This window comes from Jiella sonneratiae (assembly GCF_017353515.1).
Classification (GTDB): domain Bacteria; phylum Pseudomonadota; class Alphaproteobacteria; order Rhizobiales; family Rhizobiaceae; genus Jiella; species Jiella sonneratiae.
Window position 1 is genome coordinate 399,656 of record NZ_JAFMPY010000001.1, and the last position, 25,995, is coordinate 425,650.

Annotated in this window: 22 protein-coding genes; 10 read left to right on the forward strand and 12 right to left on the reverse strand. The window is 69.8% G+C overall.

Annotated elements, in window-relative coordinates; all coding sequences use genetic code 11:
* Positions 1 to 116: 116 nt before the first annotated feature.
* From J1C47_RS01775 to J1C47_RS01785, 3 genes are all read right to left on the reverse strand, one after another.
* On the reverse strand, positions 117 to 1,403 hold the full coding sequence (locus tag J1C47_RS01775) for a vWA domain-containing protein (protein WP_207348992.1): 1,287 nt from the start codon (positions 1,401 to 1,403) through the stop codon (positions 117 to 119).
* Positions 1,381 to 2,304: an AAA family ATPase gene (locus tag J1C47_RS01780; RefSeq protein ID WP_207348993.1), complete on the reverse strand. Its 924-nt coding sequence runs from the start codon at positions 2,302 to 2,304 to the stop codon at positions 1,381 to 1,383. The genes J1C47_RS01775 and J1C47_RS01780 overlap by 23 nt, the downstream gene beginning before the upstream one ends.
* A 73-nt stretch (positions 2,305 to 2,377) precedes the next feature.
* Positions 2,378 to 2,839: a flavin reductase gene (locus J1C47_RS01785; RefSeq protein ID WP_207348994.1), complete on the reverse strand. Its 462-nt coding sequence runs from the start codon at positions 2,837 to 2,839 to the stop codon at positions 2,378 to 2,380.
* Positions 2,840 to 3,064: 225 nt separating this feature from the next.
* Here J1C47_RS01785 and J1C47_RS01790 point away from each other — a divergent pair, with 225 nt between their 5' ends.
* From J1C47_RS01790 to J1C47_RS01805, 4 genes are all read left to right on the forward strand, one after another.
* The gene (locus tag J1C47_RS01790; protein WP_207348995.1) at positions 3,065 to 4,168 is read left to right on the forward strand and encodes a branched-chain amino acid ABC transporter substrate-binding protein; all 1,104 of its coding nucleotides are present in this window, start codon (positions 3,065 to 3,067) and stop codon (positions 4,166 to 4,168) included.
* 102 nt (positions 4,169 to 4,270) lie between these two features.
* On the forward strand, positions 4,271 to 5,032 hold the full coding sequence (locus tag J1C47_RS01795; protein WP_207348996.1) for a PAN domain-containing protein: 762 nt from the start codon (positions 4,271 to 4,273) through the stop codon (positions 5,030 to 5,032).
* A gap of 162 nt (positions 5,033 to 5,194) precedes the next feature.
* Positions 5,195 to 6,217 (forward strand): P1 family peptidase, encoded by a 1,023-nt coding sequence (locus tag J1C47_RS01800; RefSeq protein ID WP_207348997.1) that lies wholly within the window; start codon positions 5,195 to 5,197, stop codon positions 6,215 to 6,217.
* Between the two features lie 138 nt (positions 6,218 to 6,355).
* Positions 6,356 to 8,869, forward strand: a complete 2,514-nt coding sequence (locus tag J1C47_RS01805; RefSeq protein WP_207348998.1) for a cation:proton antiporter — start codon at positions 6,356 to 6,358, stop codon at positions 8,867 to 8,869.
* Between the two features lie 16 nt (positions 8,870 to 8,885).
* On the opposite strand, the gene J1C47_RS01810 is transcribed toward J1C47_RS01805, so the two are convergent.
* Both J1C47_RS01810 and J1C47_RS01815 read right to left on the reverse strand, forming a co-directional pair.
* Positions 8,886 to 10,871: an adenylate/guanylate cyclase domain-containing protein gene (locus tag J1C47_RS01810; RefSeq protein WP_207348999.1), complete on the reverse strand. Its 1,986-nt coding sequence runs from the start codon at positions 10,869 to 10,871 to the stop codon at positions 8,886 to 8,888.
* Complete coding sequence (locus J1C47_RS01815; RefSeq protein ID WP_207349000.1) at positions 10,872 to 14,471, reverse strand: FecR domain-containing protein; 3,600 nt, start codon at positions 14,469 to 14,471, stop codon at positions 10,872 to 10,874. It lies immediately after the preceding gene.
* 202 nt (positions 14,472 to 14,673) lie between these two features.
* On the opposite strand from J1C47_RS01815, the gene J1C47_RS01820 reads away from it, so the two are divergent.
* Positions 14,674 to 15,156: a Pycsar system effector family protein gene (locus J1C47_RS01820; protein WP_207349001.1), complete on the forward strand. Its 483-nt coding sequence runs from the start codon at positions 14,674 to 14,676 to the stop codon at positions 15,154 to 15,156.
* 9 nt (positions 15,157 to 15,165) lie between these two features.
* Here J1C47_RS01820 and J1C47_RS01825 read toward each other — a convergent pair whose 3' ends face one another.
* The gene (locus J1C47_RS01825) at positions 15,166 to 16,068 is read right to left on the reverse strand and encodes an EamA family transporter (RefSeq protein ID WP_207349002.1); all 903 of its coding nucleotides are present in this window, start codon (positions 16,066 to 16,068) and stop codon (positions 15,166 to 15,168) included.
* On the opposite strand from J1C47_RS01825, the gene J1C47_RS01830 reads away from it, so the two are divergent.
* Complete coding sequence (locus J1C47_RS01830; RefSeq protein ID WP_245396288.1) at positions 16,067 to 16,876, forward strand: pyrimidine 5'-nucleotidase; 810 nt, start codon at positions 16,067 to 16,069, stop codon at positions 16,874 to 16,876. The genes J1C47_RS01825 and J1C47_RS01830 overlap by 2 nt on opposite strands.
* A gap of 57 nt (positions 16,877 to 16,933) precedes the next feature.
* On the opposite strand, the gene J1C47_RS01835 is transcribed toward J1C47_RS01830, so the two are convergent.
* On the reverse strand, positions 16,934 to 17,230 hold the full coding sequence (locus tag J1C47_RS01835; protein ID WP_207349003.1) for a hypothetical protein: 297 nt from the start codon (positions 17,228 to 17,230) through the stop codon (positions 16,934 to 16,936).
* A gap of 274 nt (positions 17,231 to 17,504) precedes the next feature.
* On the opposite strand from J1C47_RS01835, the gene J1C47_RS01840 reads away from it, so the two are divergent.
* On the forward strand, positions 17,505 to 18,227 hold the full coding sequence (locus J1C47_RS01840) for a fused DSP-PTPase phosphatase/NAD kinase-like protein (RefSeq protein ID WP_207349004.1): 723 nt from the start codon (positions 17,505 to 17,507) through the stop codon (positions 18,225 to 18,227).
* A gap of 49 nt (positions 18,228 to 18,276) precedes the next feature.
* On the opposite strand, the gene J1C47_RS01845 is transcribed toward J1C47_RS01840, so the two are convergent.
* A complete protein-coding gene (locus J1C47_RS01845; RefSeq protein WP_207349005.1) occupies positions 18,277 to 19,836 on the reverse strand; it encodes a serine protease in 1,560 nt (519 codons plus the stop codon).
* A gap of 242 nt (positions 19,837 to 20,078) precedes the next feature.
* On the reverse strand, positions 20,079 to 21,248 hold the full coding sequence (locus J1C47_RS01850; protein WP_207349006.1) for a DNA recombination protein RmuC: 1,170 nt from the start codon (positions 21,246 to 21,248) through the stop codon (positions 20,079 to 20,081).
* Positions 21,249 to 21,386: 138 nt separating this feature from the next.
* On the opposite strand from J1C47_RS01850, the gene def reads away from it, so the two are divergent.
* Complete coding sequence (gene def, locus J1C47_RS01855; protein ID WP_207349007.1) at positions 21,387 to 21,902, forward strand: peptide deformylase; 516 nt, start codon at positions 21,387 to 21,389, stop codon at positions 21,900 to 21,902.
* A 4-nt stretch (positions 21,903 to 21,906) separates the two neighbouring features.
* Complete coding sequence (fmt, locus tag J1C47_RS01860) at positions 21,907 to 22,881, forward strand: methionyl-tRNA formyltransferase (RefSeq protein ID WP_207349008.1); 975 nt, start codon at positions 21,907 to 21,909, stop codon at positions 22,879 to 22,881.
* A gap of 8 nt (positions 22,882 to 22,889) precedes the next feature.
* Here fmt and tgt read toward each other — a convergent pair whose 3' ends face one another.
* Positions 22,890 to 24,023, reverse strand: coding sequence for a tRNA guanosine(34) transglycosylase Tgt (gene tgt / locus J1C47_RS01865; protein ID WP_207349009.1), 1,134 nt, complete (start codon positions 24,021 to 24,023; stop codon positions 22,890 to 22,892).
* Between the two features lie 232 nt (positions 24,024 to 24,255).
* On the opposite strand from tgt, the gene J1C47_RS01870 reads away from it, so the two are divergent.
* Positions 24,256 to 24,576, forward strand: a complete 321-nt coding sequence (locus J1C47_RS01870; RefSeq protein WP_207349010.1) for a DUF1236 domain-containing protein — start codon at positions 24,256 to 24,258, stop codon at positions 24,574 to 24,576.
* 7 nt (positions 24,577 to 24,583) lie between these two features.
* On the opposite strand, the gene J1C47_RS01875 is transcribed toward J1C47_RS01870, so the two are convergent.
* Both J1C47_RS01875 and queA read right to left on the reverse strand, forming a co-directional pair.
* Positions 24,584 to 24,844 carry a hypothetical protein gene (locus J1C47_RS01875; protein WP_207349011.1) on the reverse strand — a complete coding sequence of 87 codons (261 nt, stop codon included), beginning with the start codon at positions 24,842 to 24,844 and terminating at the stop codon, positions 24,584 to 24,586.
* Entirely contained in the window at positions 24,841 to 25,932 is a 1,092-nt protein-coding gene (queA, locus tag J1C47_RS01880; RefSeq protein WP_207349012.1) for a tRNA preQ1(34) S-adenosylmethionine ribosyltransferase-isomerase QueA, read from the reverse strand. Before queA ends, J1C47_RS01875 begins: the two co-directional genes overlap by 4 nt.
* Positions 25,933 to 25,995 lie beyond the last annotated feature (63 nt).

Genomic DNA, 25,995 nt, shown 5'->3' on the forward strand with positions numbered 1-25,995 from the left:
ATGTCGGCCGATCTCCCCCCTTGCGGGGGAGATGCCCGGCAGGGCAGAGGGGGGTTGAGGCGCAGGGCACCTGTCGTTTCGACTTATGTCGATCCCCGCCCCGCCCTCGGCAAGGGTCAGGCGGCGGCGACGAGCGTTTCGTCCTTCAGCCACAGCCTGGGGTCGGTCTCGGCCATCGGCCGGTCGCTCGACAGAGCCTCGCAGAGCGCCCGCATCGCATCGAGCGAATGCACCGAGCGAAACTCGTCGACATGCGGGAGCATCGCCCTCACCCCGCGCGCCTTGGCCGAGAAGCCCTCGTAGCGTAAGAGAGGGTTCAGCCAGATCAGCCGCCGGCAGGACTTGTGCAGCCGCTCCATCTGCCTTTCGAGATCGCCGACGCTGTCGCGCTCGAGACCGTCGGTGATCAGGATGACGATGGCGCCCTGCCCGAGCACCCGCCGCGACCAGACCCGGTTGAAGGTCGACAGCGCCTCGGCGATGCGCGTGCCGCCCGACCAGTCCTTCACCGTGCCGGCACATTCCTCGAGCGCCTCGTCGGGATCCCTGCGGCGCATCTGGCGCGTGACGTTGGTCAGCCGCGTGCCGAAGAGAAACGTCTGGACCCGCCGCCGCTCGTCGGTCAGCGCGTGGAGAAAATGCAGGAAGACGCGGGTGTACTGGCTCATCGAACCGGAGATGTCGGCGATCACCACGACGGGCGGGTGGCGGGTCCGCGGCGAGGCGAATTTCGGCAAGAGAAGATCGCCGCCGGTGCGCATCGAGGCGCGCATCGTCGCCCGCGCGTCGATCCGCGCGCCGCGCGGGTCGAGGCGGTAACGCCGCGTCGCCACCTCGTCGTGCGGCAGCCGGAGCGCGGCGATGGCGCGCTTGGCATCCGCGAGTTCGGCGACCGACATCTGGGCGAAATCCTTCCTGCGCAGCACCTCGTCGCCGGATACGGTCAGGCTGGCGTCGATCTCGACGATCGGCCGGTCCTGTTTCGTCACGCGGTCCTTGGCGCCCTCGAACAGCCCTTCCGCCGCCCGGTCTTCGCCTGCCCGCTTCTTCTCCGGCTCGCGCTCGCGCGGCGGCGCCGTCGGCGAGAACATCGCGATCATCTTCTCGATCAGTTCGCGCGAGCGCCAGAACAGCCGGAACGCCTCGGCGAACACTGCCTCGTCCTCGCGGCGCGACACCAGCGTCGCATGCAGCGTCCAGAAGAAGTCGTCGCGGGAGGCGAGGCCCGCCGCCTTCACCGCCTCGATGGCGTCGAGCGTCGCCGCCGGGCCGAGCTTCAGCCCGGCCCGGCGCAAGGCGCGGGCGAAATAGGCGATGTTGTCGGCGAGCCGGCCGTTCGGATCGGCACGGCGCGGCCCGGCAAGCGTCGCGTCCGCGGGCTCAGGAGGCGGCGCCGAGCTCACGCTTCACCTCGTCGAGTATCTTCCGGCTCTCGCCGCTCTGCAGCCGCTCGATGTCGTCCTGATATTTGAGCAGCACGCCGAGCGTGTCGGAGATGTGGGCGGGATCGAGCGCCACGGCGTTGAGTTCGGTCAGCGCATTGGCCCAGTCGATCGTCTCGGCGACGCCGGGGGCCTTGAACAGGTCGATCGTCCGCAGCCGCTGCACGAAGCCGACGAGCTCGGCGGAAAGTTCCTCGTTGGCGCGCGGCGCCTTGCGACGCACGATGGCGAGCTCGCGCTCGGCCTTCGGATAGTCGACCCAGTGATAGAGGCAGCGCCGCTTCAGGGCGTCGTGGATCTCTCTCGTGCGGTTGGTGGTGATGATGACGATCGGCGGCTCCTCGGCGCGGATCGTGCCGAGCTCTGGAATGGTGACCTGGTTGTCGGAGAGGATTTCGAGCAGGAAGGCCTCGAAGGCCTCGTCGGTCCGGTCGAGTTCGTCGATGAGAAGCACCGGCGCCCGGCCCGGGACGGCCTCCAGCGCCTGGAGGATCGGCCGGCGGATCAGGAAGCGTTCGGAGAAGATCTCCGAGCGCATCGCGTCGCGCGCCGTGTCGCCGCTCGCCTCGGCGAGGCGGATCTCGATCATCTGCGCGGCGTAGTTCCACTCGTAGAGCGCCGAGGAGACGTCGAGGCCCTCGTAGCACTGCAGCCGGATCAGCGGCCGGTCGAGCGCCGCCGCCAGCACCTTGGCGATCTCGGTCTTGCCGACGCCGGCCTCGCCCTCGAGAAACAGCGGCCGGCCCATCTTGAGCGCGAGGAAGAGCACCGTCGCCAGCGGCCGGTCGGCCAGATAGTCGGCGCGGTCGAGCAGCGCCGCGGTTTCGTCGATCGAGGCGGGAAGCTTCGTCACGGTCGTCAAATCCCTGTCGTCTCGCGGGTGGCCGCGGGCGCGCTTTCGCCCGTCCCCCGGCCCTGTTGATCGTCCATCCGCGTCATCCGGCCACCGGCAGGGAGCGGAAGCTGCGGTCGAGATAGAGGAGCGCCGGCGCCGACGGGCCGAGCTGGACGTCCGCGACCTCGCCGATCAGCACCTTGTGGGTGGCGATCACCTTGGCGTCGATCAGCCGGCAGTCGAAGCGGGCGAGCGCCGAGGCGAGCAGCGGCGCGCCGCTGACGCCGGTCGACCATTTTCCGCGGGCGAAGCGCTCGCGCTGGCTGAGCCTGCCCTCGCCGGCGAAGAGGCGGGCGAGCGGCTCGTCCGCCGCGGCGAGCACGTTGACCGCAAAGACGCCGTTCTCCTCGAACCAGGCGTTCTCGGCGCTCGAGAGATTGAGGCAGACGAGCAGCGTCGCCGGATCGTCGGAGACAGAACATGCCGACGTGACCGTCACGCCGCGCTGCCCCGAGGCCCCGCCGGTCGTCACGACGTGGACCGAGGCGGCGAAGCGGGTCATGGCGGCGCGAAACGATCGCGGGTCCGTCCGCAGGGGCGTCGGCAAACGTTGGTCCTCGTTCATCGGAAAGACATGGTTCATCGCATCTACATAGGGTGGCCTCGAACGGCGCGCACCCTCGATCCTCGCTCGAGGGCCGGCGCGGCGACGGATTCGCCGCGGCCCGACAGTCGCACGGCGCGGGCGCGATTTCCAACTGCCGGCGAACGCGCTATCACCGCCACCATGCGCGCTCACGCAATCCTCGCCTTGTCGCTCCTTTCGGCCGTGCCGGCATCCGCCCAGGAGGCTGCGACGCCGCTCGTCGGCGTCGCCGCGCCGCTCGCCGATTCGCAGGCGATCCTCGGTCGCCAGCTGACCGCCGGCGTCGCCGCGGCGGTCGCGAGCCACGGCGGCGGGACGGCGAGAACGGTGGTCGCCGACACCTCTTGCTCGGCAGAGGGAGGCGCCGCGGCGGCGAAGAATTTCGTCGCCGAAAAGGCCGACGTCGTCGTCGGCTTCCTCTGCATCGAGGCGATCGAGGCGGCGCTGCCGATCCTCAAGAAGGCCGGCATCCCGACGCTCGACGTCGGCGTCAGGGCCAACCGGCTGACCGACGACAAGCCCCGCAGCGGCAATCTCCTGTGGCGGATCGCGCCTCGCTCCGACGCCGAAGCGATCGCCGTTTCCCGTTACGTCGCCGCGCGCTGGGCGGACCAGCCCTTCGGCCTCGTCGACGACGGCTCGATCGCCGCCCGCAGCCTGTCGGATTCCGTCCGGCGGCGGCTTGCCGACCAGGGGCTGAAGCCGCAGACGCTCGACAATTTCCGGCCGGCCGAGGAAAAGCAGTTCGGCCTGGCGCGGCGCATGGAACGCAGCGGCGTCACCCGCTTCTTCATCGCCGGCGACAGGCCGGACGTCGCGATCATCGCGCGCGATGCCAAGGAGCTGGGGCTCGACCTTTCCATCGTCGGTTCCGAAGCGCTGTTCGACGAAGCGAGCACCGACACGCCGCTGCCGGCCGGCATCGTCGCCATCGGTCCGCAGACGCGGTTTCCCGAGCTCGAACCGAAGGACGAGGCGGAGGGGACCCGCGACGAGACCGGCCGGCTTCCGCCGCAGGGCTATTTCGGACCGGCCTATGTCGCGACCGAGATCGCCATCGAGGCGGTTCGTCGAAGCCGCGAGGATGGCGGCGACGGCGGCGGGATCGACAAGGCCCTGGCCGGCGGGCCCTTCGAGACCAGTCTCGGCAAGGTGACCTTCGACAAAAAGGGCGACGGCAGTCTCGACCTCTTCCGCGTCTTCGAGTGGCGCGGCGACGAATTCGCGGACGAAACCGGCGGGTAAGCCGCGGCGGCACCCGCTTTGCCATTGCGGGCTCGCCGCAAGCCATGGGCGCCCGGCTGGCGCGGCACTTCGAAGCGACGCTCCGAGGCCCCGACGATTTTTTTGACGCAGGGGCAGCGGCGGCATCGACTTCGCCAGGGCGATAAAATACAATATATTATCCGGTCGACGCTCCTCATCGCGCGCTCTGAACGCCAGAACGCGGCCGGATGCTTCTATCGATCGTATCAGACCATCGCATTGTCCGGAATTCGGGTCCGTGTTTCGGATCGATGCTTCAGGCTGGCGGAGGAAATCTCGATGCGCCGCGTTGTGACGAGTCTTTTCTGCATCTTGCTGCTGCTCTTCCTCGGTGTCGGCGCCTCCCGCGCCGACCAGGAATTCGAGGACAATGTCGACCGCCCCGGCGGCGACTACAAGAATTTCGATCTGAACGACCCGACGCCGGGAAGCTTCGGCGGGCCGGTCGACGCCTGCCGCATCCAGTGCGAGCAGGACGGCGCATGCCGGGCCTGGACCTTCGTCAAGAAGGGCGTCCAGGGTCCGAAGGCCAGATGCTGGCTGAAGACCGCCATTCCCAACGCCGTGCGAAACGGCTGCTGCACATCGGGCGTTCCGGCACGTTCGTTCGAAGCGGGGATCGACCGTCCGGGCGGCGACTACAAGAACTTCGACCTCCCGGCAGCCGATGCCAATCTCTGCGGCAGCGCCTGCAACGGCGAGAACGCCCTCTGCAGGGCCTGGACCTTCGTGCGCCCCGGCGTCCAGGGGCCGAAGCCGCGCTGCTGGCTGAAGAACACGGTCCCGCCGGCGGCGGTCAATGACTGTTGCACCAGCGGCGTGTTGGGCCCTATCGTGCACTGAGGGAGCACGTGCGACATCGAGGCCCCGCCTGGTGCGGATCCCGCGTCGGGTGTCGGATTGGAAGGCTCCATTCGAACCTCCGTCGCGGCGCGTGGCCTGCGGGATCGGCATTCGCCGCGCCGGTCCGGCCGCGGGTCGGCGAAACCAGGAAGCGAACCGCTCTTGCAGAGCCATGGCTGGCATCGGGGTCCGCGCAACCTCATCACCGACGTCGGCGGCGTCTTCGTCGGCAATGCCGGCGACGACGGCCTGAAGAGCGGGACGACCGTCGCGCTCTTCGACCCTCCGGCGGTTGCCGCGGTGGAGATTCTCGGCGGCGCGCCGGGCACGCGCGAAACCGAGCTGCTCGCGCCGGAAAGGCTGGTTCCGGGCGTCGACGCGCTGGTGCTCTCCGGCGGCTCGGCCTTCGGCCTCGACGCGGCCGGCGGCGTCCAGTCCCTGCTGCGCGAGACCGGCCGCGGCTTCGCCGTCGCGGGCTTCAAGGTCCCGATCGTCCCGGCGGCGATCCTCTTCGATCTCGCCAATGGCGGAGACAAGGACTGGGGGCTGCATCCGCCCTATCGCGACTTCGGATATGGAGCGGCGAAAGCCGCCGCGGCGGACTTCGCCATCGGCACGGCGGGAGCCGGCATCGGCTGCACGACGGGGACGGTGAAGGGCGGGCTCGGTTCGGCATCGGTGCGCCTTCCCTCCGGAATCACGGTCGGCGCGCTCGTCGCGGTGAATGCCGTCGGCTCCGCCACCGTCGGCGACACGGCGCATTTCTGGGCCGCGCCCTTCGAGATCGGCGACGAGTTCGGCGGCCTCGGGCTGAATGCCGTCCTGCCCGAGCAGCGGGAGCTGCTGCGCAGCAAGTTCGATCCGAAGCCGGCCGCCAACACGACGATCGGGATCGTCGCCACCGACGCGATCCTCGACAAGGCCGCCGCCAAACGGCTGGCCATCGCCGCCCATGGCGGGCTCGCCCGGGCGATCTGGGCATCGCACACGGCTTTCGACGGCGACCTGGTCTTCGCCGCCGCGACCGGCGCTTCCGGCGTCGCGGTCGACCAGCGCGAGGCGGCGACGATCGAACTCGGCGCCGCGGCTGCAGCCGTCATGGCGCGGGCGATCGCGCGCGGCGTCCATGCGGCCCGCCCCGCCCCGGGAGACGTCGCCCCGGCATGGAGCCAGCGCTTCGGCTGACGGAGCGTCGCCCCATGCGGCGCGGCGGAATTCTTCCGTCAGCAAGCCCCCTCGGCAAAGCCCACCAGCAAACACCATTGTGTTTCTCGCGTCTTGTCGGCAAAGCAGGTCGGTGTGCCCGCCTGAAGTGTTCCAGCCATGCCGATCGCCACCGTCGTTGCCCTCGTCGCCGTCGTCGTCGCCCTCGGCTCGCTGGCGCGGCCGGTGGCGCGCTTCTTCCGGCTGCCGGTGTCGATCGTCCTGGCGGCCGGCGGCCTCGCCCTCGGCCTGCTCTGCCTCTATTCGATCGAGAACCCCGGCTCGATGCTGCCGGCGACGTTCTCGGCCATGGTGCTCGACCTTCCCGTCGGCTCGCACCTCTTCCTTTACGTCTTCCTGCCGACGCTGATCTTCCAGGGCGCGCTCGACGTCGACATGCACAGGATCCGCGAGGACGTCCTGCCGATCGTCATCCTCGCCCTCGTCGCGGTGATCGTCGCGACCTTCGGCGCCGGCCTCGCGCTGTGGCCGCTGGCCGGCATGCCGCTCGTCGCCTGTCTCCTCGTCGCCTCGCTGATCGCCACCACCGATCCGGTCGCGGTCATCGCGATCTTCCGCGAGGTCGGCGCTCCGGAACGGCTGACGCGGCTCGTCGAAGGCGAGAGCCTGTTCAACGACGCCGCGGCGATCTCGCTGTTCCTGATCTTCACCACCGCCCTCACCGCCCCCGGCTCGCTCTCGGCCCTGTCGGTCGCGGCGAGCCTGATCCTCCTGCCGCTCGGCGGCGCCGTGCTCGGCTGGGCCGTCGCCCAGGCCTTCCTCGTCCTGTCGCGCTCGCTCGCGGACGACCGCATCGCCTTCGTCTCGCTCAGCCTCGCCGTCCCCTACCTCGCCTACTGGATCGGCGAGGAGGTGCTGGAGGTCTCCGGCGTCATCGCCGTGGTTTCGGCCGGCGTGACGCTGGCGACCTTCGCCCCCGGCCGGATCGCCGGCGACACCTGGCGCCACCTCAAGGACACCTGGGAACAGCTGGCCTCCTGGTCGGCCATCCTGATCTTCGTGATGACCTCGCTGCTCGTCCCGCGCCTCGTCGGCGGGGCGACGCCGCACGACCTTTTGCTGCTCCTCGTCGTCTTCGCCGCGACGCTCGTCGCGCGCGCCCTGGTGATCTTCGGCTGCTTTCCGCTGCTGTCGCGGTTCGGCCTCTATGACGGGGTGTCCCGCTCCTATGCGGTGGTGATGATCTGGGGCGGCCTGCGGGGGTCGATGACCCTGGCGCTGGCCCTCGCCGTCACCGAGAATCCGGCGATCCCGCGTCCGGTCGCCGCCTTCGTCGCGACGATCGCGACCGGCTACACGCTGGCGACGCTGTTCGTGCAGGGCACCACGCTGCGCCTGCTGATCCAGGGTCTGAGGCTGGACGTCCTTTCCGGCGTCGACCGCGCGATCCGCGATCTCGCGCTGTCGGCGACCTCGGAGAAGGTCGAGGCGCTGGCCCGCTCCATGGCCGAGCGCTTCCGCACCTTCTCGCGCAATGAAAGGATCGGGGACGACGACCTCGACTTCGTCATCGATCCGGTGACCTCCACGGCGAGCCTCTGCGAAGAGGAGAAGCTGCGGCTCGCGCTGATCACCCTGTCCGACCGCCAGCGCGACATCGTCCTCTCCCGCTTTGCCGAAGGCAAGGTCGCGCCGCCGATCGCCCGCGAACTGACGGCCGCCGCCCGGCAGCGCCTCGACCTCGTCCGCGCCCGCGGCGCCGAGGGCTACGACGTCGCCACCCGCAACGAGATCGGCTTCGACCGCCTCGACCGGATGAGCCTGCAACTGCAGCGGCGTCTCGGCTACAGCCGGCTGCTCGCCCGGCGGCTCGGCGACCGCTTCGAGCGCCTGGCCGAGATCTCGCTGGTCATCGACCGGCTGGTGCCCTTCGCCGACGCCGAGCTCAGGCCGGTCCTCGGCGCGGAGCCGGCCGTCGGCGCGACGGCGGCGCTGAAACAGCGCCAGGACGTCGTCGAGCGCGAGATCGCGGCGATCCGCCTGCAATATCCGGCCTATGTCGCGAAACTCGAGCGGATGATCATCGCGCGCTCCATCCGCGCCTTCAAGGCAGCGGAGATCGAGCGGCTGCGCCAGTCCGGCGTCATCAACAGCGAGGTCGAGCGCAGCGTCCTCAAGGGCCTCGGTCCGGCGCGGCTCGTCGAGACGCGGCGGCCGGAGCTCGATCTCGGCCTCGACACGCTCAGCCTGATCGAGCGCTGCGACCTCTTCGCCGGCCTCGACGCGCGGGTGAAAACCGAGCTCGCCCGGCATCTGAGGCCGCATTTCGTGCCGCCCGGCCTCACCGTGATCCGCACCGGTGAGATCGGCGACGCGGCCTATTTCATTGCCTCGGGCGCGATGGAGGTGGAGCGCGGCGACGTCAAGGTTCGGCTCGGCAGCGGCGAGATCTTCGGCGAACTCGCGCTGATCTTCGACATCCGGCGGCAGGCCGACGTCAGGGCGATCGCCTATTCGTCGCTGCTGCGGCTCTCCGCCCAGGACTTCGCGCGGTTCCTCGAGCGCCATCCGGACATACGCGCCAAGATCGAGGCGGTGGCGAGGGCGCGGATGGACGAGAACCAGATGGCGATGCCGAAGGAGCGCGTCGCGATGAGCGAGCCGGTCGCCTGACGCCCGCCGCCCTGCGTCAGGACGCCTCCATCCGGTGCGGGGCCTCTTTCAGGGGCTTGGCGTTCCGGCGCGCTTCGCGGGCGGCGATCGTCGCATGAAGCCCGGCGAGCGCCGGACGGTCGGCGAAGCACGCCGCGTCGCCCCCGCCTTCGCCGGCAAGAAGTGCCTCGACCGCAACATCGAAGCGTTTCCTCGCCTCGTCGCCGAGCGGCTCTACGGACAGCACCGTATAGACCGGCGCGACGCCGCTCCGCCCCTTCACGGCGATGCGGGCGACGAGCAGCGGCGCCAGCCCGGGTGAGATCGCCGCCGCGGTCGCCGCGCCGACGAGCAGCGGCACGGCGCATTCCTTCGAGGCGCTTTCGAGCCTGGAGGCGTAGTTCACGGCATCGCCGAGGACCGAATAGTCGAAGCGGGTCGCCGACCCCATGTTGCCGACGACGCAGGTTCCGGTGTTGATGCCGACGCCGACCGCGAGCTTCGGCGCCGCCGCGCCGAGCTCGGCGCCGAGCTCCGCATTCAGCCCCTCGACGGCCGCGAGCATGGCCAGCCCCGCCTCCACCGCGTGGCGCGCATGGTCGGGATCGTCGAGCGGCGCGTTCCAGAAGGCCATGATGCAGTCACCGATGAACTTGTCGATCGTCCCGCCGCGATCGAGCACCGCCTGCGACAGCGGCGTCAGCAGCCGGTTGATGAGCTGGGTCAGGCGCTCGGGCTCGTCCTTCATCGACTCGGCCAGGGTGGTGAAGTTGCGGATGTCGGAAAACAGGATGGTGAGTTCGCGCCGCTCGCCGCCGAGCTTCAGGGCGGAGGGATCGCGGGCCAGCCGCTCGACCAGGGCCGGCGCGAGATAGTGGCCGAAGGCGCGGATGACGCCGCGGCGCATCGCCCGCTCCTGGGTGATGTCACGCGCGGCGAGCGGCGCGAGCACCGCGGCGACGGCGAGCGAAGGGGCGAGCGGCGGCAGGAACAGCCGCAGGCCGAAGAAGGCCGCGGCGCTGGCGCCGAAGACGGCGGCGACGAGGCAGAGCCCGGCGAGGACGCTCCACAGATCCGCCGGCCGGAAGGCGACGAAGGCCGCGGCGAACGCCGCGACGACGACGAAGCCGGCGACGAGCGGCAGGCCGGCCGGGCGGAGCGTCAAGGCGTGGCGCAGATTGTCGGCGATCGTCGCCTGGATCTCGACACCCGGCACCAGCATTCCGGTCGCCGAGGTAAACGGCGTCGCGAAGCTGTCGGCACCGCCGGTCTCGGCCGGGATCGCCATCTGCAGGCTGCGGCCGACCACGGCGATCTTGCCCTTCAGGAAGCCGGGGGGAAGGAACGTTCCGGGATCGAGCGCCTGATAGTAGGAGACGGTCGGATAGCTGCGGGCCGGGCCCATCGGACGGAGCAGGCCGCCGGCCGCGGCGACAGGCGCCTCGCCGGCCGCTTCGAGAAGCTTTGCGGCAAAGCCGTCCGGCGCGGCCGGCACCCGCCGCAGCACGTTGTCGGGATCGAGCGAGACCGAGGCGAGCCCGACCCGCGCGCCGGCGGCGACGAATTCCGGCAGCGGCTCGGTGCGGATGAGCTGGCTCATCTGCGGCGTCTCGATGACGCTCTCGTCGGCGGCAAGCACCACGTCCGGTCCGAGCGCCTGCGCCAGCGCCGCGTCCGCCGCCTCGCTGGAGGGTTCTGCGAAGACGAGATCGAGGCCGATCGCCCTGACGCCGGCCTGTCTCAGCGCGTCGACCAGCCTGGCATGCAGGTCCCGCGGCCATGGCCATTGCAGGCCGATCTCGGCGAAGGAGGGTTCGTCGATCGCCACGACGACGATGCCGCCGTCACCGTCACCGTCATCCGCCGTCGCGGCCACGGGCGGCGACAGCGTCGCGAAGAGATCGAAGACCCGCGCCTCGGCCATGCGGAAGGGCTGCCAGAGCGACAGGCCGAGGCACAGGAGGATCGCCGCCGCCGCACAGAATGCCGTCTCGACGATGCGCCGGCGTTTCGTCCGGTCCATCTAGAACCGTGCCTGCATCGTCGCGCGGATGGTCCGCTGCGCCGTCGGCACCAGCGGCGCGACCTCGACGGCTTCGTCGAAGAGGTTGTAGACGCCGAGATCGACGGCGAGATGCCGGTCCTCGCTTTCCCACGAGCCGAACACGTCGGTGACGAAGGCGTCGTCGAGCCGCTGGTTGCCGATGTGGGATTCGCGGTGGCCGAGATAGGTCTCGCGGGCGGTGACCTTGATCCGGCTCGGGTCGACATAGGTCAAAGCGACGTTTCCGCCCCAGTCGGGCACATAGGGGATGTCGCCCGTGGCGCCGGCGACGGTTCCCTTCGACCAGCTCCGGGCGAGCGTCGCCGAGGCGCCGAAGCCGCCGCCGAGCCAGCTGTTGACCGTCAGGGACAGCCGGTCGAGCCTGGCGTCGTCGACCGTGACGGCGTCGATATAACCGGGCACTTCGAAGGCGAGACCGGCAAAGTCCTGGTGCTGGTATTCGACCGCCGTGAAGAGGTGCCGCGACCACTCGCTGTCGAGGCGCACGATGGAGGTGTCGACATGTTCGACGCCGCCGCCCAGCGCGTTGGACCGCAGCCCCACGACGCCGATCGGCGCCAGCGTGTAGCTGTCCTGCTCCGGCCGTTCGCGCAGGAAGCCTGCCCTGAGCCACTGCCCCTCGACCGGCATGTAGGCCGCGCCGAAGCGCGGCGCGAGGAACTCGTCCCGCTCCGCCCCGTCGGTCTCGGTCGTCGAGCCGAACAGGCCCGCCTCGAAGCGCAGCGCGTCCGTCGCCTCGAAGGTCGCGTCGATCCAGGCGCGGCCGAAATTCGAACGGCTTTCGGAGGACGCGACCGAGATCAGCCGGGGAATGCCGGCGGCATCGAAGGCGTAGAGTTCGCCGGCGGTCTGCGACCGCTGGCCGCCGTATTCGCCGCCATATTCGAGGGTGAAGGGTTCGAAGCCGACGATGTGCGAGGCGCTGGCCTTCAGGAGGTCCTGCCGGGCGTTGGCGGCATAGGCGCCGAGGACGTTCTGGTAGAGGAGTTCGAGCGGCACCAGCGCCTGCTCGCCGTCGTTCCGCACCCCGAAGACCGCGACGTCGAGGACGTTGTGATAGCCGAAGGTGTGGGAGAAGCCGAGCGTGCCGAGGAAGGTGTCGTCGCGGGCCGTGTCGCCGCGGGTGAACGGGATCGCCTCCAGCGCCTCGTTGCCGGTCCCGCGCGCGGCCGAGACGAAGCCGGCGACGCGGTCGTAAGGGGTGACCTGGAGGCCGAAGCCCCCGACCAGCCGGTAGTTGTCATCGTCCTGGTCGGCATAGTCCGGGGAAGTCGACTCGCCGCTCACCTGCAGCATCATCGAATAGGGCAACGGGTCGTAGCCGAGCGACTGGACGCCCGCACCATACACCCCGCCGGACTGGCCGGCGCGGCTGAGGACGCCGCCGCTGAAGGAGAATTCCGTGAACGGCGTGGTGACGAAGGACGGGCGCAGGTTGGAGCCGGCGAGGCTGAGAGCATCGCCGAGAATGCCCTTGGTCAGGAGCGAGAAGCCCCTGCTGTCGACGTCGGCATCCGGCCCGGCGATCTCGTCGCCGCGGGAGAGCGAGAACGGCGCCGGCGTGCCGTAGAGCGCCCGGTCGAAATAGCCGGCCGATTCGAACGGATCGAAGACCAGTTCGCTCCAGTAGTTGCCCCAGGCGTCGAGCGACAGGAACCCGTAGGCCGAGGCCAGCGCCGAGCCGGAATCGCGCGTCGCATGGATCGACTGGTAGTCGCCGCCGCGGGCGCGGATCCGCTCGACCGCCCGATGCGCGTATTCGATCGCGTCGTCGGCCTGATACTGGTCGACCGCGAGCGCGGCGAGATATTGCGCGGCGAGCACGCTGTTCGGGTCGAGCCGGTCGGCGTCGTCGAAGGCCTGGCGCGCATGCTCGATGTCGCCATTGGCGGCATAGGCCTCGCCGAGGGTGAGAAGCACGTCGGAATAGGCCGGGTTGGTCGCCGAGGCCTTCAGCAGGCTGTCGAGGGCTGCCTTTTCCTCGCCCTCGAGCAGTTGCTGCGTGCCCCGCACCATATAGGCGATGGTGAAGGACGGATCGGCCTCGAAGACCGCGTCCGTCATGGCGCGCGCCTCCGCGACGCGGCCCTGCGCCAGATAGACCATGGCGAGATTGGCGCGGTTGATCGGATCTTCCGGATCGATCTCGACGGCCCTCAGCAGCGCCGCCTCCGCCTCGCGCATCGCCCCGCGTTCCGCGAGCGCCAGGCCGTAGACGTTGAGCAGCGCCGTGTTGCCCGGGGCGAGCGCCAGCCCTCTCTCGAGGTCGGCGATCGCCCCCTTCAGGTCCGATTCGGCATTGGCTCGGTAGTCCGCCCGGGCGGAGAGCACTTCGGGATCGTCCGGATCCAGCGCATAGGCGCGGTCGGCGGCGCGCTTTGCCGTCTTGTAGTCGCTGGCGAACATCGCGACCTTGCTCAAAAGCGCCTCGAATTCCGGGTCGTTGGAAAACCGCGGCTCGGCATCGAGCAGGATCTGCAGCGCCTCGCGCGGGGTCTTGAGGATCGCCGCGATCACCGCCTCGCCGGCGACCGAGATCCGGTCGTTCGGATCGGGCCTCGGCGCCGGCGGCACGTGCCGCGGATCGGCGAGCGAGCGGGCGTAGTAGAGGAAGTAGGTCGCGGTGGTCCGGCGCTCGCCGGAAAGCTGCGGCAGGGCGGCCTCGTAGAGCCTGACGGCCTCGGCGTAGCGCTGCCGGCCCGCGGCGATGTTCGCCTGAAGCAGGGTGAGCCGCGCCGCCCGCGCTGCCGTCAGCGGGCCCTGCCGGGCATCGGCGATCATACGCTCGGCGACCTTCCGCCCGTCGCGGTCGGCGGCGATCTCGGCCGCCAGCACCCGGTCCTCGGCGCTGCGGGAACCGGCGGGGATGGCGGCGAGCCGGCGCTGCTCCTGAAGCAGCCGGCGGTTCGGCAGGGGTGTCGTCGGAAAGGATTCGAAGGCCGAGCGCAGAGAGACGTTGACGAGCATCTGCTCATGCACGTCGTCGGCGACGATGACGTTCTTGGTCGGCGCCTCGCCGAGCGTCGCGGCCGCCGCCTCGCCCTGGCGCACGGTCACCGAGCCCTGCGGGTTGGAAAACTGCACCTCGCCGTCCAGCACCGACAGGGTCGTGCGGCTGCCTTCGGCCTGCATCGCCCAGTCTGTGCCGCGGATCGCCGCGGTGGCGGCGGCCGTCTCGACGAACACGCCGGAGCCGCCGCGCGCCGCACGACCAAAGATCTGGCCGCTCTGCAGCACCAGCTTCGTGTCGCCGCCGGGCACCCGCTCCTTGACGATCAGCGTCGAGTTCCGCCCGACGCGGATCTGCGTCTGGTCGGAGAACAGGATGGCCAGCTGCCCGGCGGAATTCGTCCTGAGGACGTCGCCGGTCTTGACCTCCTGCAGGACCTCGACGCCGCGCCACGCCGGCGCCTCGACGAACTCGATCTCTTCGCCGAGCTTGGTCGCGACGACCGACCCGGCGGCCGGGGCGACCCGCGGAACCGGGTCGGCGCCGGCGGCGGTGGCGGCGAAGCCGCAGGCGGCCAGGAGAGTGAGACGGCAACGCGTCCGATGCATCGCGGGGAAACTCGAGACTTGACGATGCGGCATGAATCTTTGCCGGCCACGTCGCTGTCAATCTGAGGACTGCAGGTTGAGACGCTGCGTCAAGTCGATTCCCGGATTGCGTGACCACGGCGCCACAGACGCCGGACGCGAGTTCCGGCAGAGCGATGATGTCACGTCACCGTCACCCGAATCACGCCTGCTGGAGCGTCGGATGTCCGAACGGCATCTCGTCCATCTCATCGAAGCCAACCGCATCTTCGCCGACCAGATCCGGACGGCCGATCAGAAGGCGGCCTACATCTTCACCTTCATCCTCGCCCTTGTCGTCTGGTCCGCCGAGACGCGGCGCTCTTTCTCGCTGGAGCATCTCGCCGCGGCCGGCCCGGTCAACGCCGTCGCCAGCCTCGTCATGCTGGCGGCGGTGGGCACCGCCCTGATTTCGGCAATCTGCGTCGTCCTGCCCCGCTCGCGCCCGGGCACCAGCTTCCTGTTCTGGGGCGCGTGGCCCGCCGCGGGCGAGGCCCTCGACGCGGCGCGCAGCCGCGACGACACCGAGATCCTCTATCAGGACTATCTCCAGAACACCCGGACGCTCGCGGCGATCTGCCAGGCGAAGTACCGCCTCGTCGCCCTCGCCTTCCGCTCGATGTTCGTGGTTCTGGCGAGCTACATCGCCCTCCTGGTCTCCGGCTGAGGCCGCCGGTCAGCCGGCACCGGCGATCAGCGCCAGGATCGCCAGGACGATCACGGCGGCGCCGAGGAATTCGAGCCGCGTCACCTTCTCGCGGAACCAGAAGACCGACGAGGCGAAGGTAAAGACCAGTTCGATCTGCCCCAGCGCCCGGACATAGGCGACCTTCTGCAGCGTCATTGCGGTAAACCACCCGGCCGAGGCGCTGGCGCCGGCAAGGCCGACCAAAAGGCCCGGTGCCCAGGCGCGGACGACGCGGCAGAGCTCCTCCCGGTCGCGCGCCGCCATCCAAACGAGCATGACCAGCGTCTGGATGGCGAGGGTGACGGCGAGCGTCAGCGCCGCACGCAGCGGGGCCGACCCTTCGTCGAGGGCCAGCGCCGCGGCCCGGAAGAACACCGCCGAAAGGCCGAACAGCGCCCCGGAGGCGATCCCGATCGCTGCCGCCCGCGATGCCAGGCCGCGCAGCACGTTGCCCGGCCCGGCATTGCCGACGGAAATCAGCACGACGCCGACCACCCCGGCGACGACGGCCAGGAGCCCCAGCGGCGCGATGCTCTCGTTCAGGATGAGGAAGCCGAAGAGCGCGGCCTGCACCGGCTCGGTCTTCGAATAGGCGGTGCCGACCATGAAGTTGCGCAGCCCGAAGAGATAGACCAGCAGGAAGGTCGCGCCGATCTGGGCAAGGCCGCCGGCTGCCGCCGCGCCGAGCATCGCGGCGTTCGGCGCGGGCAACTTCTCGGCGTCGATCCAGGCGACGGCGGCGAGATAGAGGAGCGCGAATGGCAGGCCGAAGCCGAAGCGCACGAAGGTCGCGCCGGTCGTCCCCATCCGGCCCTTCAGCCGCTTCTGCAGCCCCGAGCGCAGGTTCTGACAGAAGGCCGCGGCGATGGTGATCGGGATCCAGGCGGGCATGACGCGAATCGTCCTGTTTTTGGCAAGCTCCCGCGTCTATCATCGCCGCATGCTTGAGAAGCCGACAAAATCCGCCAGTCCATCCAGCCCCGCGTCGGGCCACGACGTCCGCACCACGCGCGAAGCGAGGCCGGACGACTTCGCCGGCGTGCGCGACTGGGTGTTCGACCTCGACAACACCCTCTATCCGCGCCACACCAACCTGTTCTCACAGATCGACCAGCGGATGACCTCCTTCGTGGCGGAGTTCCTGCAGCTTCCCAAGGACGAGGCCCGCACGGTCCAGAAGGACTTCTACCGCCGGCATGGAACGACGCTGCGCGGGCTGATGATGGAGCATGCCGTCGATCCGGACGCGTTCCTCGAATACGTCCACGACATCGACTATTCCTGGATCGATCCCGATCCGGCGCTCGGCGCGGTGATCGCCGCCCTGCCCGGCCGCAAGTTCATCTTCACCAACGGCGACCGACGGCACGCCGAGCGCGCCGCCCGCCAGCTCGGCGTGCTCGACCATTTCGAGGACATCTTCGATCTCGTCGCGGCGGACCTCGTCCCGAAGCCGGCGGCGGAGACCTACGACAAGTTCCTCGGCCTGCATCGGGTGGACGCCGCCCATGCCGCGATGTTCGAGGATCTCGCCCGCAATCTGGAAGTCCCTAAGCGCCTCGGCATGCGCACCGTGCTGATCGTCCCGCCGAATTTCGAGGACACCTTCGGCGACGTCTGGGAGCACGAGGGGCAGGACGGCGCGCATATCGACTTCGTCACCGAGGATCTCGCGACCTTCCTGCGCGGCATCAGCTGACGCGATCGGAGCGCCGGCCGGCCGCCGACGGAACGGCCGGCAGACAAACTCCGCGTCTCAGCCGCCGAGAAGCGACCGCCCCTTGCGCACCAGCCCGCGCAGCGACCGGCTGCTCGTGCCTGTGCCGTCCTTTGCGCCCGCCGAACCACCGCCGTCCCGGTTCTGCTTCAGGATCGCGTCCATCTGCTCGCGGCCACCCGCCCCCTCGCCGCGGATCGCGGCGCGCCGGGCCTCGCCGCTCTCCGCGTCGCTGTCGCCGGCTTCCTTGCGCCGCCCTTCGGAGCCGATCTGCTGCGGCGTGTCGCGATCCTGCTGATCACGGACGAGCGTCGGGTCGGTGTCGAGATCGGGCATGGGGTCACTCCTTGGATCCTGCAGGACGGCAGCTGCTCACCCCCGCATCGTAAGGCCGAGCCGAGAGCCGCGCGAACCGTTCGCCTCTTTTGCGAACGGCGGCGCGGCGCGTCGGTTCCGAAGCAACGCCCCCGACCCACCGGCTGGCTTCATCCGCACGACATCGATGGCAGGCAGAAGGGCGCCGACACGACGCAGGCACGACGACGCGGGCACAGGGGCGCCCGGCTGACGGGTCGACGGCAGCGCTCGTCAACCCTCACCGGGGGCGCGGATGACAGTCACGGATTTCGGCGCGGGTCGGCGCGACGACGCTCTCGGCGATGCGCTGCAGGCAATCTCGCACGGAACGGCCGCCGCGGCGGGACGTGCGGCCCAGCTCTTTCCGCCCTATGCCGCAGGCGAACGGCGCGAGGCGCTGCGCCGTCTCGCCGTCGCCGCTGCGAGCGCCCTCGCCGTCATCGTCGGCACGTCGCTCGCCAATCTCGTCGCCCTTCACGCGACCGGCAACATCAACGCCGTCGCGGCCGGCCGCCTCTACCGCTCGGCCACTCTCCCGCCGGCGCGGCTCAACTCGCTGATCGTGACAGAGAGAATACGAACGATCGTCAACCTGCGCGGCGGCGAAGGAAGCGACTGGTACGAGGCCGAGCGCGCGCTCGCGGCGCAGCACCGCCTGGATTTCGTGAGCTTTCATCTCTCGGCGACAAGCGTTCCGGACGAACGGCTTCTCGACGGGATCGTCTTCGTCCTGAAGAACGCGCCGAAGCCGATCCTCATCCATTGCAAGTCAGGCTCGGACCGTACCGGCCTCCTTGCAGCGATATACGAATACGCATTCGAGGGCGAAAGCGCCGGGGCGGCTGCCGGGCAGCTGTCCTTCGACTACGGCCATTTTCCCTGGCTCGGCAGCCGGACGATTGCGATGGACGAAGCCTTTGCGGCCTATGTCGCCAGGCACCGCGCGGGCGATGCTGCAGCGGTAGATGGGAAGTGAGGTTGGAAGAGCCGTCGCCTGCCGTAACAGGCGGGCTGGCGGGCGGCGGTCAGTCGGTGCAGACGACCGGGTAGACCGCGTCCTTCACCTTCGCCGTTGCGTCGGGCACGCTCTCGAGCGCCGCCTTGGGATCGGCGGTCCTGAAGGCGACGCCGTTCTTGTGCAGGAAGGAAGCGACGGCGTCGGGACGGATGGCGAAGTTGATCGACTGCGGGATGTCCCCCGTCGCGTCGGCAACGGCGACGGCGTCGAGCTTGGCGGTGACGACGCCCACCACGCGGCCGGCGAGATCGACCAGCGGACCGCCCGAATTGCCCGGCTGCACCGGGGCCGAGATCTGCAGGTAGCGCGGATCGTTCATCAGGCCGAGCAGCGAGGAGACGTTGCCGCGGGTGACGTTCAGCGAGTCGGCGAGGATCGAGCGCAGCGGGAAGCCGAGGGCGAGGATGTCCTCGCCGAGCCGCGGCTTCGTCGCCGAGATGGCGAGCGGCGTACCGATGCTCGAATTCACATGGACCAGCGCGAGGTCGTTGTCCGCGTCGATGCGGATCTCCGACGCCGGGACATTGGCGCCGACCTCGACCTTGCGGCAGCCGCGCACGACATGGGCATTGGTCAAGAGCCAGCCGTCGGCCACGACGAAGCCGGAGCCCGCCATGTCGAAGGCCGGCGTGCCGGGCTGCGGCGAAACACCCTGGGCCGGCTCGATGGCGGCCTTGCCGTAGCGGCGCTCGCGCGGCAGCTCGAACATGTGAGACCCGGCACCCGCCTCGCCGCCGTCGGCCATCGCATAGCGCGTCTCGCCCCGTTCGGTCGCCCGCCGGTGGGCCAGCATGGCAGAGAACGGCTTGTCGGCATTTTCGGCGACGAGCGGAGCGCTCGGCTCGCCGGCAAACGGTTCGAAGAGGTTGGAAGCGACGGTGACGAAGGGCGCGAGATCGCCCACAGCCTTTTCCGGATAGGACACCGAAAAGCCGCGGAGGTCCGGCCCGGAGCCGGCAAAGCGCATGAAGTAGTGTCGTCCCGCCTCGGTCCCGGCGACGGTGAACCAGTCGCCGGCCTTCTCGGAGTCGAGCACCGACCGCTTGGCCGTCGGCTGGCTGAGGGTCTCGTAGAGACCGGCCAGCGTCTGCCCGGTGTCGGAGATCCGGACGGTCTCGACCTCGACGCTGCCGTCCTCGGCGCGCCAGAGATTGCCGACCTCGGTCCGGCCACGATCGCTGACGAGCTTCAGCGGCAGAGCGAGGCGGGCACCGGTGGCGCCATCGTCGACCATGGCGACGCCGAGATCCTGCTGAACCGTGTCCGAAAGCGAGATCAGCTGCTGCAGCATCACCTCGCTGATGACACCGTCGGCCTGCATGCCGTGCCGCGCCTGGAAGTCGCGGATCGCCCGCAGGGTCGGCGCGGCTATCATGCCGGAGAACGGCCCGGAATAATCGCCGGTCCAGGCGAGCCGGATCTGCAGGCCGCGGCGGAAGGAAAGGTCCGTCTGCGTGTTGTAGGCAAGTGACAGATTGGCCGGGGAGGATGTGGTAGCCGTGACGTGGGAAGACGGCTCACGTGCGAGCGCGGCCGGCGAAGTCGCCAGCACGAATGCCGCAATCATGACCCCCAATCCGCGACGCATATCGTCCCCCTGCGGTGTCGACGTTCCAGCCTACAATGCAGCCAGAGCGGTTTCGATCCGTCTAGCATAATCTTTTTTTAAGGTTTCCAGGCGCTGTTAGCCGTTACGCAGGGGAATGTACAGCTATTCACGCAGCGTTGATTGCCTTGCGAGGCGGGCGCCTGCGTCATGCCGGGCCTTGCTTGCCTGCGTTCGCCGCCCTGCCCTTCGGTCGCGACCGTTCAGCCGCGCGCGCCCGGCGCGGCGATCCCGTCCGGCCGCGTCTCTTCCCCGAGTTCGACGTCGGCGATCCTGCGGCCGCGATGCCGGAGCTTCTCGCTCGACAGGCCGATCTGGTCGACGTCGCGCGAGGCCTGGCCGAAATGCTGGCGCAGCGCCGCGACCCGCGCATCGAGCCGTTCCAGATCTTCGGCGAAGAGCCGGACCTCGGCCTGGATCCGCCCGGCCGAGGCGCGCAGCCTGGCATCCTTGAGCACCGCCTGGACGACCTGGATCGACAGGTTGAGCAGCGACGGCGAGACGATGACGACGCCGGCCCGGTAGGCCTTCTGGACGATATCGTCGAACTCCTCGTGGAGGACGGCGAAGACGGTCTCCGACGGGACGAAGAGGAAGGCGGTGTCCTGGGTCTCGCCGGGGATCAGGTATTTTTCCGCGATCGCCCGGACATGGACGTCCATGTCGCGCCGCAGCCGGGCGCCCGCCGCCGACCGCCCGGCCTCGTCGCCCGCCGCCTCCAGCGCGCTGTAGGCCTCCAGCGGAAACTTCGCGTCGACGACGAGGCCCGGTGCGCCGTTCGGCATGCGGATCAGGCAGTCCGGCCGGCGGCCGTTCGACAGCGTCGCCTGGAACCGGTAGGCCGAGGCCGGCAGGGCATCGGCGACGATCGCCTGCATCCGGCCCTCGCCGAAGGCGCCGCGGCTCTGCTTGTTGGCGAGGACGTCCTTCAGCCGCACCACCTCGCCGGCGAGGTTGCGGATCTCGCTCTGGGCGCGATCGATCACGGCGAGACGTTCGGCAAGGATCGAAAGCGACGCCTTGGTGTCCTTCGTGGTGGAGAGGATCGACTGGCCGACGCGGCTGGTGAGGCCGTCGAGACGGTCCGAGAGCGTCCGTGTCAGGTCTGCCTGCCGGGCGCCGAAGATCTCCGCCATCGTCTGCATCCGCCCGGAGATCTCGGCCTGCGCGCTCAGAACGGCGTCGAGCCGTTCGGCATCCGCCTCGGCCGCCTCGAGCGCCGCCTGCCGCGACCGGGCGCGCCCGGCCGCCCGCAGCCAGAGGACGGCGACGCAGAAAAGCGCCGCGGCGAGGAACAGCGACAGCCCGTCGACCCTCACGCCGAGGAGCGTCGCGACGGGACGGTTCAGTTGTGCGGCGAGATCGGGACTCATGCCCGAGCCTCATAGCATGCAAAGGTTAAGGATGGGACCAAAAGCAGAACGAAACGACGGGAGAAGCCGCCGCAAACACTGCAACCCCGCGCAACAACCGGATTGACCGCCCCCGCGCCAGCGACTACCTCCGCAGCCATGACGATCAAGCCGCTCATCATCCTCCCCGATCCCAAGCTGCGCCAGGTCTCGACGCCCATCGAGCGGGTGGACGAGACGCTGCGCAAATTCGCCGACGACATGCTGGAGACGATGTACGACGCCCCCGGCATCGGCCTTGCCGCGATCCAGGTGGGCGAGCCGATCCGGATGCTCGTCCTCGACGTGTCGAAGGAGGAAGAGGAGAAGACGCCGCGCGTCTTCCTCAATCCCGAGGTCGTCTCGCGGTCCGACGGGCGGAGCACCTACGAGGAGGGCTGCCTCTCCATTCCCGACTATTATGCCGAGGTGGAGCGGCCGGCCGAGGTGACGGTGCGCTATCTCGGCCTCGACGGAGCGATGCACGAGGAAAGCGCGAGCGGGCTCTACGCCACCTGCCTGCAGCACGAGATCGACCATCTCGACGGCATCCTGTTCATCGACCACATCTCGAAGCTCAAGCGCGACATGGTGATCAAGAAGTTCACCAAGCAGGCGCGGCTCAAGGCGGGCTGAGCCGGTGGCGCTCGCCGTCGTCTACATGGGCACGCCGGCCTTCTCGGTGCCGACGCTCGCCGCCGTCGCCGCGGCCGGCCATTCGTTTCGGGCGGTCTATACCCAGCCGCCGCGCAAGGCCGGGCGGCGCGGGCTGAAGCTCACGCCGTCGCCGGTCCATCTCGAGGCGGAGCGCCTGGGCCTTCCCGTCCGCACGCCCCTCGATTTCAAGGATCCGGCGGAGATCGAGGCCTTCGCGGCGCTTCAGGCCGACGTCGCGGTGGTCGTCGCCTACGGCCTCCTCTTGCCGAAGCGGCTTCTCGACGCGCCGCGCTTCGGCTGCCTCAACGGCCACGGCTCGCTGCTGCCGCGCTGGCGCGGCGCCGCGCCCATCCAGCGGGCGATCGAGGCGGGCGACGCGGTGACCGGCATGATGGTGATGCGGATGGAGGCGGGGCTCGACACCGGCCCGGTGGCGCTCACCGCCGAGACGCCGATCGGACCGTCGGAGACGGCGGGCGACCTGCAGGAGCGGCTCAGCCGGCTCTCGGCAACCCTGATGGTCGAGGCGCTGGAAAAGCTCGAAGCCGGCACCCTCGCCTTCGAAGAACAGGCCGCGATCGAAGCCCGCACCGGACGCCGGGCCGTCTATGCCAGAAAGATCGACAAGGCGGAGGCCGAGATCGACTGGTCGGCCGCGGCGGGTGCCGTCGCCGGCAGAATCAACGGCTTTTCGCCGATGCCGGGGGCCTTCACGACCGTCGCGCTCGGCGGCGCGCCGGAGCGGGTAAAGGTCCTGCGGGCGGTCGCCCTCGCCGGAGCCGAACTCTCCGGCGACGCTTGCGAGGCGCCCGGCACCGTGCTCGACGACGGGCTCGCCGTCGCCTGCGGCAGCGGCGCCGTGCGTCTCCTGGAACTGCAGCGTCCCGGCGGCCGGCCGATGCGGGCCGCCGACCTGCTGCGCGGCACGCCGGTCGCCCGCGGCGTGCGCCTCGGCTGAGACCACGATCAGCCGAGCGCCGGCAGGTCGCCTTTTGCCCAGCCTTCCGAGACCTCGGCACAGAAGTCGCCGTAGCGGCCGGCCTCGATCGCCGCCCGGATGCCGGCCATCAGCGACTGGTAGTAGGCAAGGTTGTTCCACGTCAGCAGCATGCCGCCGAGCGACTCGTCCGAGCGCACGAGGTGATGCAGATAGGCCCGCGAATAATCGCGCGCCGCCGGGCAGTCCGACGTCTCGTCGAGCGGCCGCGGGTCCTCGGCATGGCGGGCGTTCTTCAGGTTGATCTTGCCGCGGCGGGAATAGGCGAGGCCGTGCCGGCCGGCTCTGGTCGGCATCACGCAGTCGAACATGTCGATGCCCCGGGCGACGGAGCGGATGATGTCGTCCGGCGTGCCGACACCCATCAGGTAGCGCGGCTTCGCCTCGGGCAGCACCGGCACCGTCTCGTCGAGCGTTTCGAGCATCACCGCCTGCGGCTCGCCGACGGCGAGACCGCCGACGGCGTAGCCCTTGAGGTCCATCGCCGAAAGGCCCGCCGCCGAGCGCTGGCGCAGGTCGATCTCCGTGCCGCCCTGGACGATGCCGAACATCGCCTTGCCGGGCTGGTTGCCGAACGCCGCCTTGCACCGTTCGGCCCAACGCAGCGACAGTTCCATCGCCCGTTCGATCTCCGGCCGCTCGGCCGGCAGGCGGATGCACTCGTCGAGCTGCATCTGGATGTCGGAGTCGAGCAGCCCCTGGATCTCGATCGAGCGTTCCGGCGTCAGCGAATGGACCGAGCCGTCGACATGCGAGCGGAAGGTGACGCCGGTCTCGTCGAGCTTCCTGAGGTCGGCGAGCGACATCACCTGGAAGCCGCCGGAATCGGTCAGGATCGGATAGGGCCAGCGCGCGAATTCGTGCAGGCCGCCGAGCCGGGCGACGCGCTCGGCGCCCGGGCGCAGCATCAGGTGGTAGACGTTTCCGAGGATGATGTCGGCGCCGAGTTCCCGGACCTGGGAGAGATACATCGCCTTGACGGTCCCGGCGGTCCCGACCGGCATGAAGGCGGGCGTGCGCACCGTGCCGCGCGGCATCGCAATCGTGCCGCGGCGGGCGCGACCGTCTGTCGCATGGAGGCGGAAGGAGAAGGCTTCGGTCATGGCCGGCATCGGGTAGCCCGCCGGGCGCCGGCTGGCAACGCGAAAACGCCCGCGGGCGGTTATTTCGCCTCACGGCCCGGCAGGCTCGCGCCTCGCTCGGATCACAAGAGACACGCGGCTTGAGAACTCACGAATGGTTGCGAACAGCAAGGATTTGCGATCCCTCGTCGGGAACGCTCGACGGCTGCCGGGAGTTGTCGGCCCCGAAGGACAATCCAGAAGGATCGAACCGATGAAACGCATCATCCTCGCCGTCGCCGCGATCGCGCTTGCCGCTCCGGCCGCCGTCGCCCAGACGACCACGACGACGACCACCACCGTCGAGACCACCAAGGAGCCCGACTACGACACGATCCGGACCTACGTCACCAAGGAGAAGCACGAGTCCGTGGCGGCTCCCGACGGCTACACCGTGACGGTCGGCACCGCCCTTCCGGAGCCGGTGCCGCTGTACCGTCTTCCGGACAATGTCGGCCCCTACGAATATGCCGTCGTCGACGGCCACACCGTGCTGGTCGACGACAACCGCAACATCGTGAAGATCATCGACTGATACGAGATCAGCTCGATCGGAGCGGGGCCCGTATCAGGCCCGCGCGGCGAATGACCGTCTTTGTTTCCGGCATCACGAAGTGATCTGCCGGAAACCGTATGACGAATTTCGCGCGGCCGCGAGGCTGCAGCGTCCAGTCAGACACCGGGCGGGGCCGCGAGGCTCCGCCCGTTGCGTTTGCGGTGGAGGCGAGCGCATGGCCGAGCGTCGGCTCGCGCTCGGAAGCAGAAGCCGGCGGGCGGGCCAGCCCCGTGCGCTCGATCGTCACGTCGCCCGATCCAGCAGGCAGGCATCGCCATAGGAATAGAAGCGATAGCCGGTCGCGACGGCGTGGGCATAGGCCGACCGCATGGTATCGAGGCCCGAAAAGGCCGAGACCAGCATGAACAGCGTCGAGCGCGGCAGGTGGAAATTCGTCACCAGGCGGTCGACCGCCCTGAAGCGGTAGCCGGGGGTAATGAAGATGTCGGTCGCGCCGGCGAAGGGACGGATGACGCCGTCGCCGCCGGCAGCGCTTTCGAGGAGCCGCAGCGACGTCGTCCCGACGGCGACGATGCGCCCGCCCCGCCGCCTCGCTTCGTTCAGCCGCTCCGCCGTCGCCGCATCGACATGGCCGATCTCCGCGTGCATGCGGTGCTCTGCGGTGTCTTCCGCCTTGACCGGCAGGAACGTGCCGGCCCCGACGTGCAGCGTCAGGAACTCGACGCCGACGCCGCCGGCCTCGAAGCGCTGCATGAGTTCCGGCGTGAAGTGCAGACCCGCCGTCGGCGCCGCGACGGCACCGCTGTTTTTGGCGAAGATCGTCTGGTAGTCGCGCCGGTCGGCCTCGTCGTCCGGCCGCTTCGAGGCGATGTAGGGGGGCAGCGGGATGTGGCCGATGGCGGCGATCGCCTCGTCGAGGACCGGGCCCGCGAGTTCGAAACGCAGCGTCGCCTCGCCGGCTTCGCCCCGCTCTTCGACCTCCGCGACAAGCCGGCCCATCAGGCAGGCGCCGCCCTCCTCGGCCCCGAAGACGATCCGGTCGCCGGCCTTCACCCGCTTCGCCGGGCGCAGAAAGGCCTTCCAGCGATCCGGGTCGAGGCGCATGTGCAGCGTCGCCTCGATGCGGGCGACGCCGTCGCCGGTGGTCACGCCCTCGCGCCGTCGGATGCCGCTCAGGCGTGCCGGGATGACCCTGGTATCATTGAAGACGAGCACGTCGCCCGGACGGCAGAGGCCGGGCAGGTCGCCGACCGTGCGGTCGGCGAGCGAACCCGACGCCGCGACGCAGAGCAGCCGCGCCGCCTCGCGCGGCACGGCCGGCCGAAGCGCGATTCGCTCCTCCGGGAGGTCGAAGTCGAAGAGGTCGACGCGCATCGTCGCAAGGCTCTCATGTCAGGCGCCGCGCATCGCCGGCGCCGCCGCCCGGCCGACGGCCGG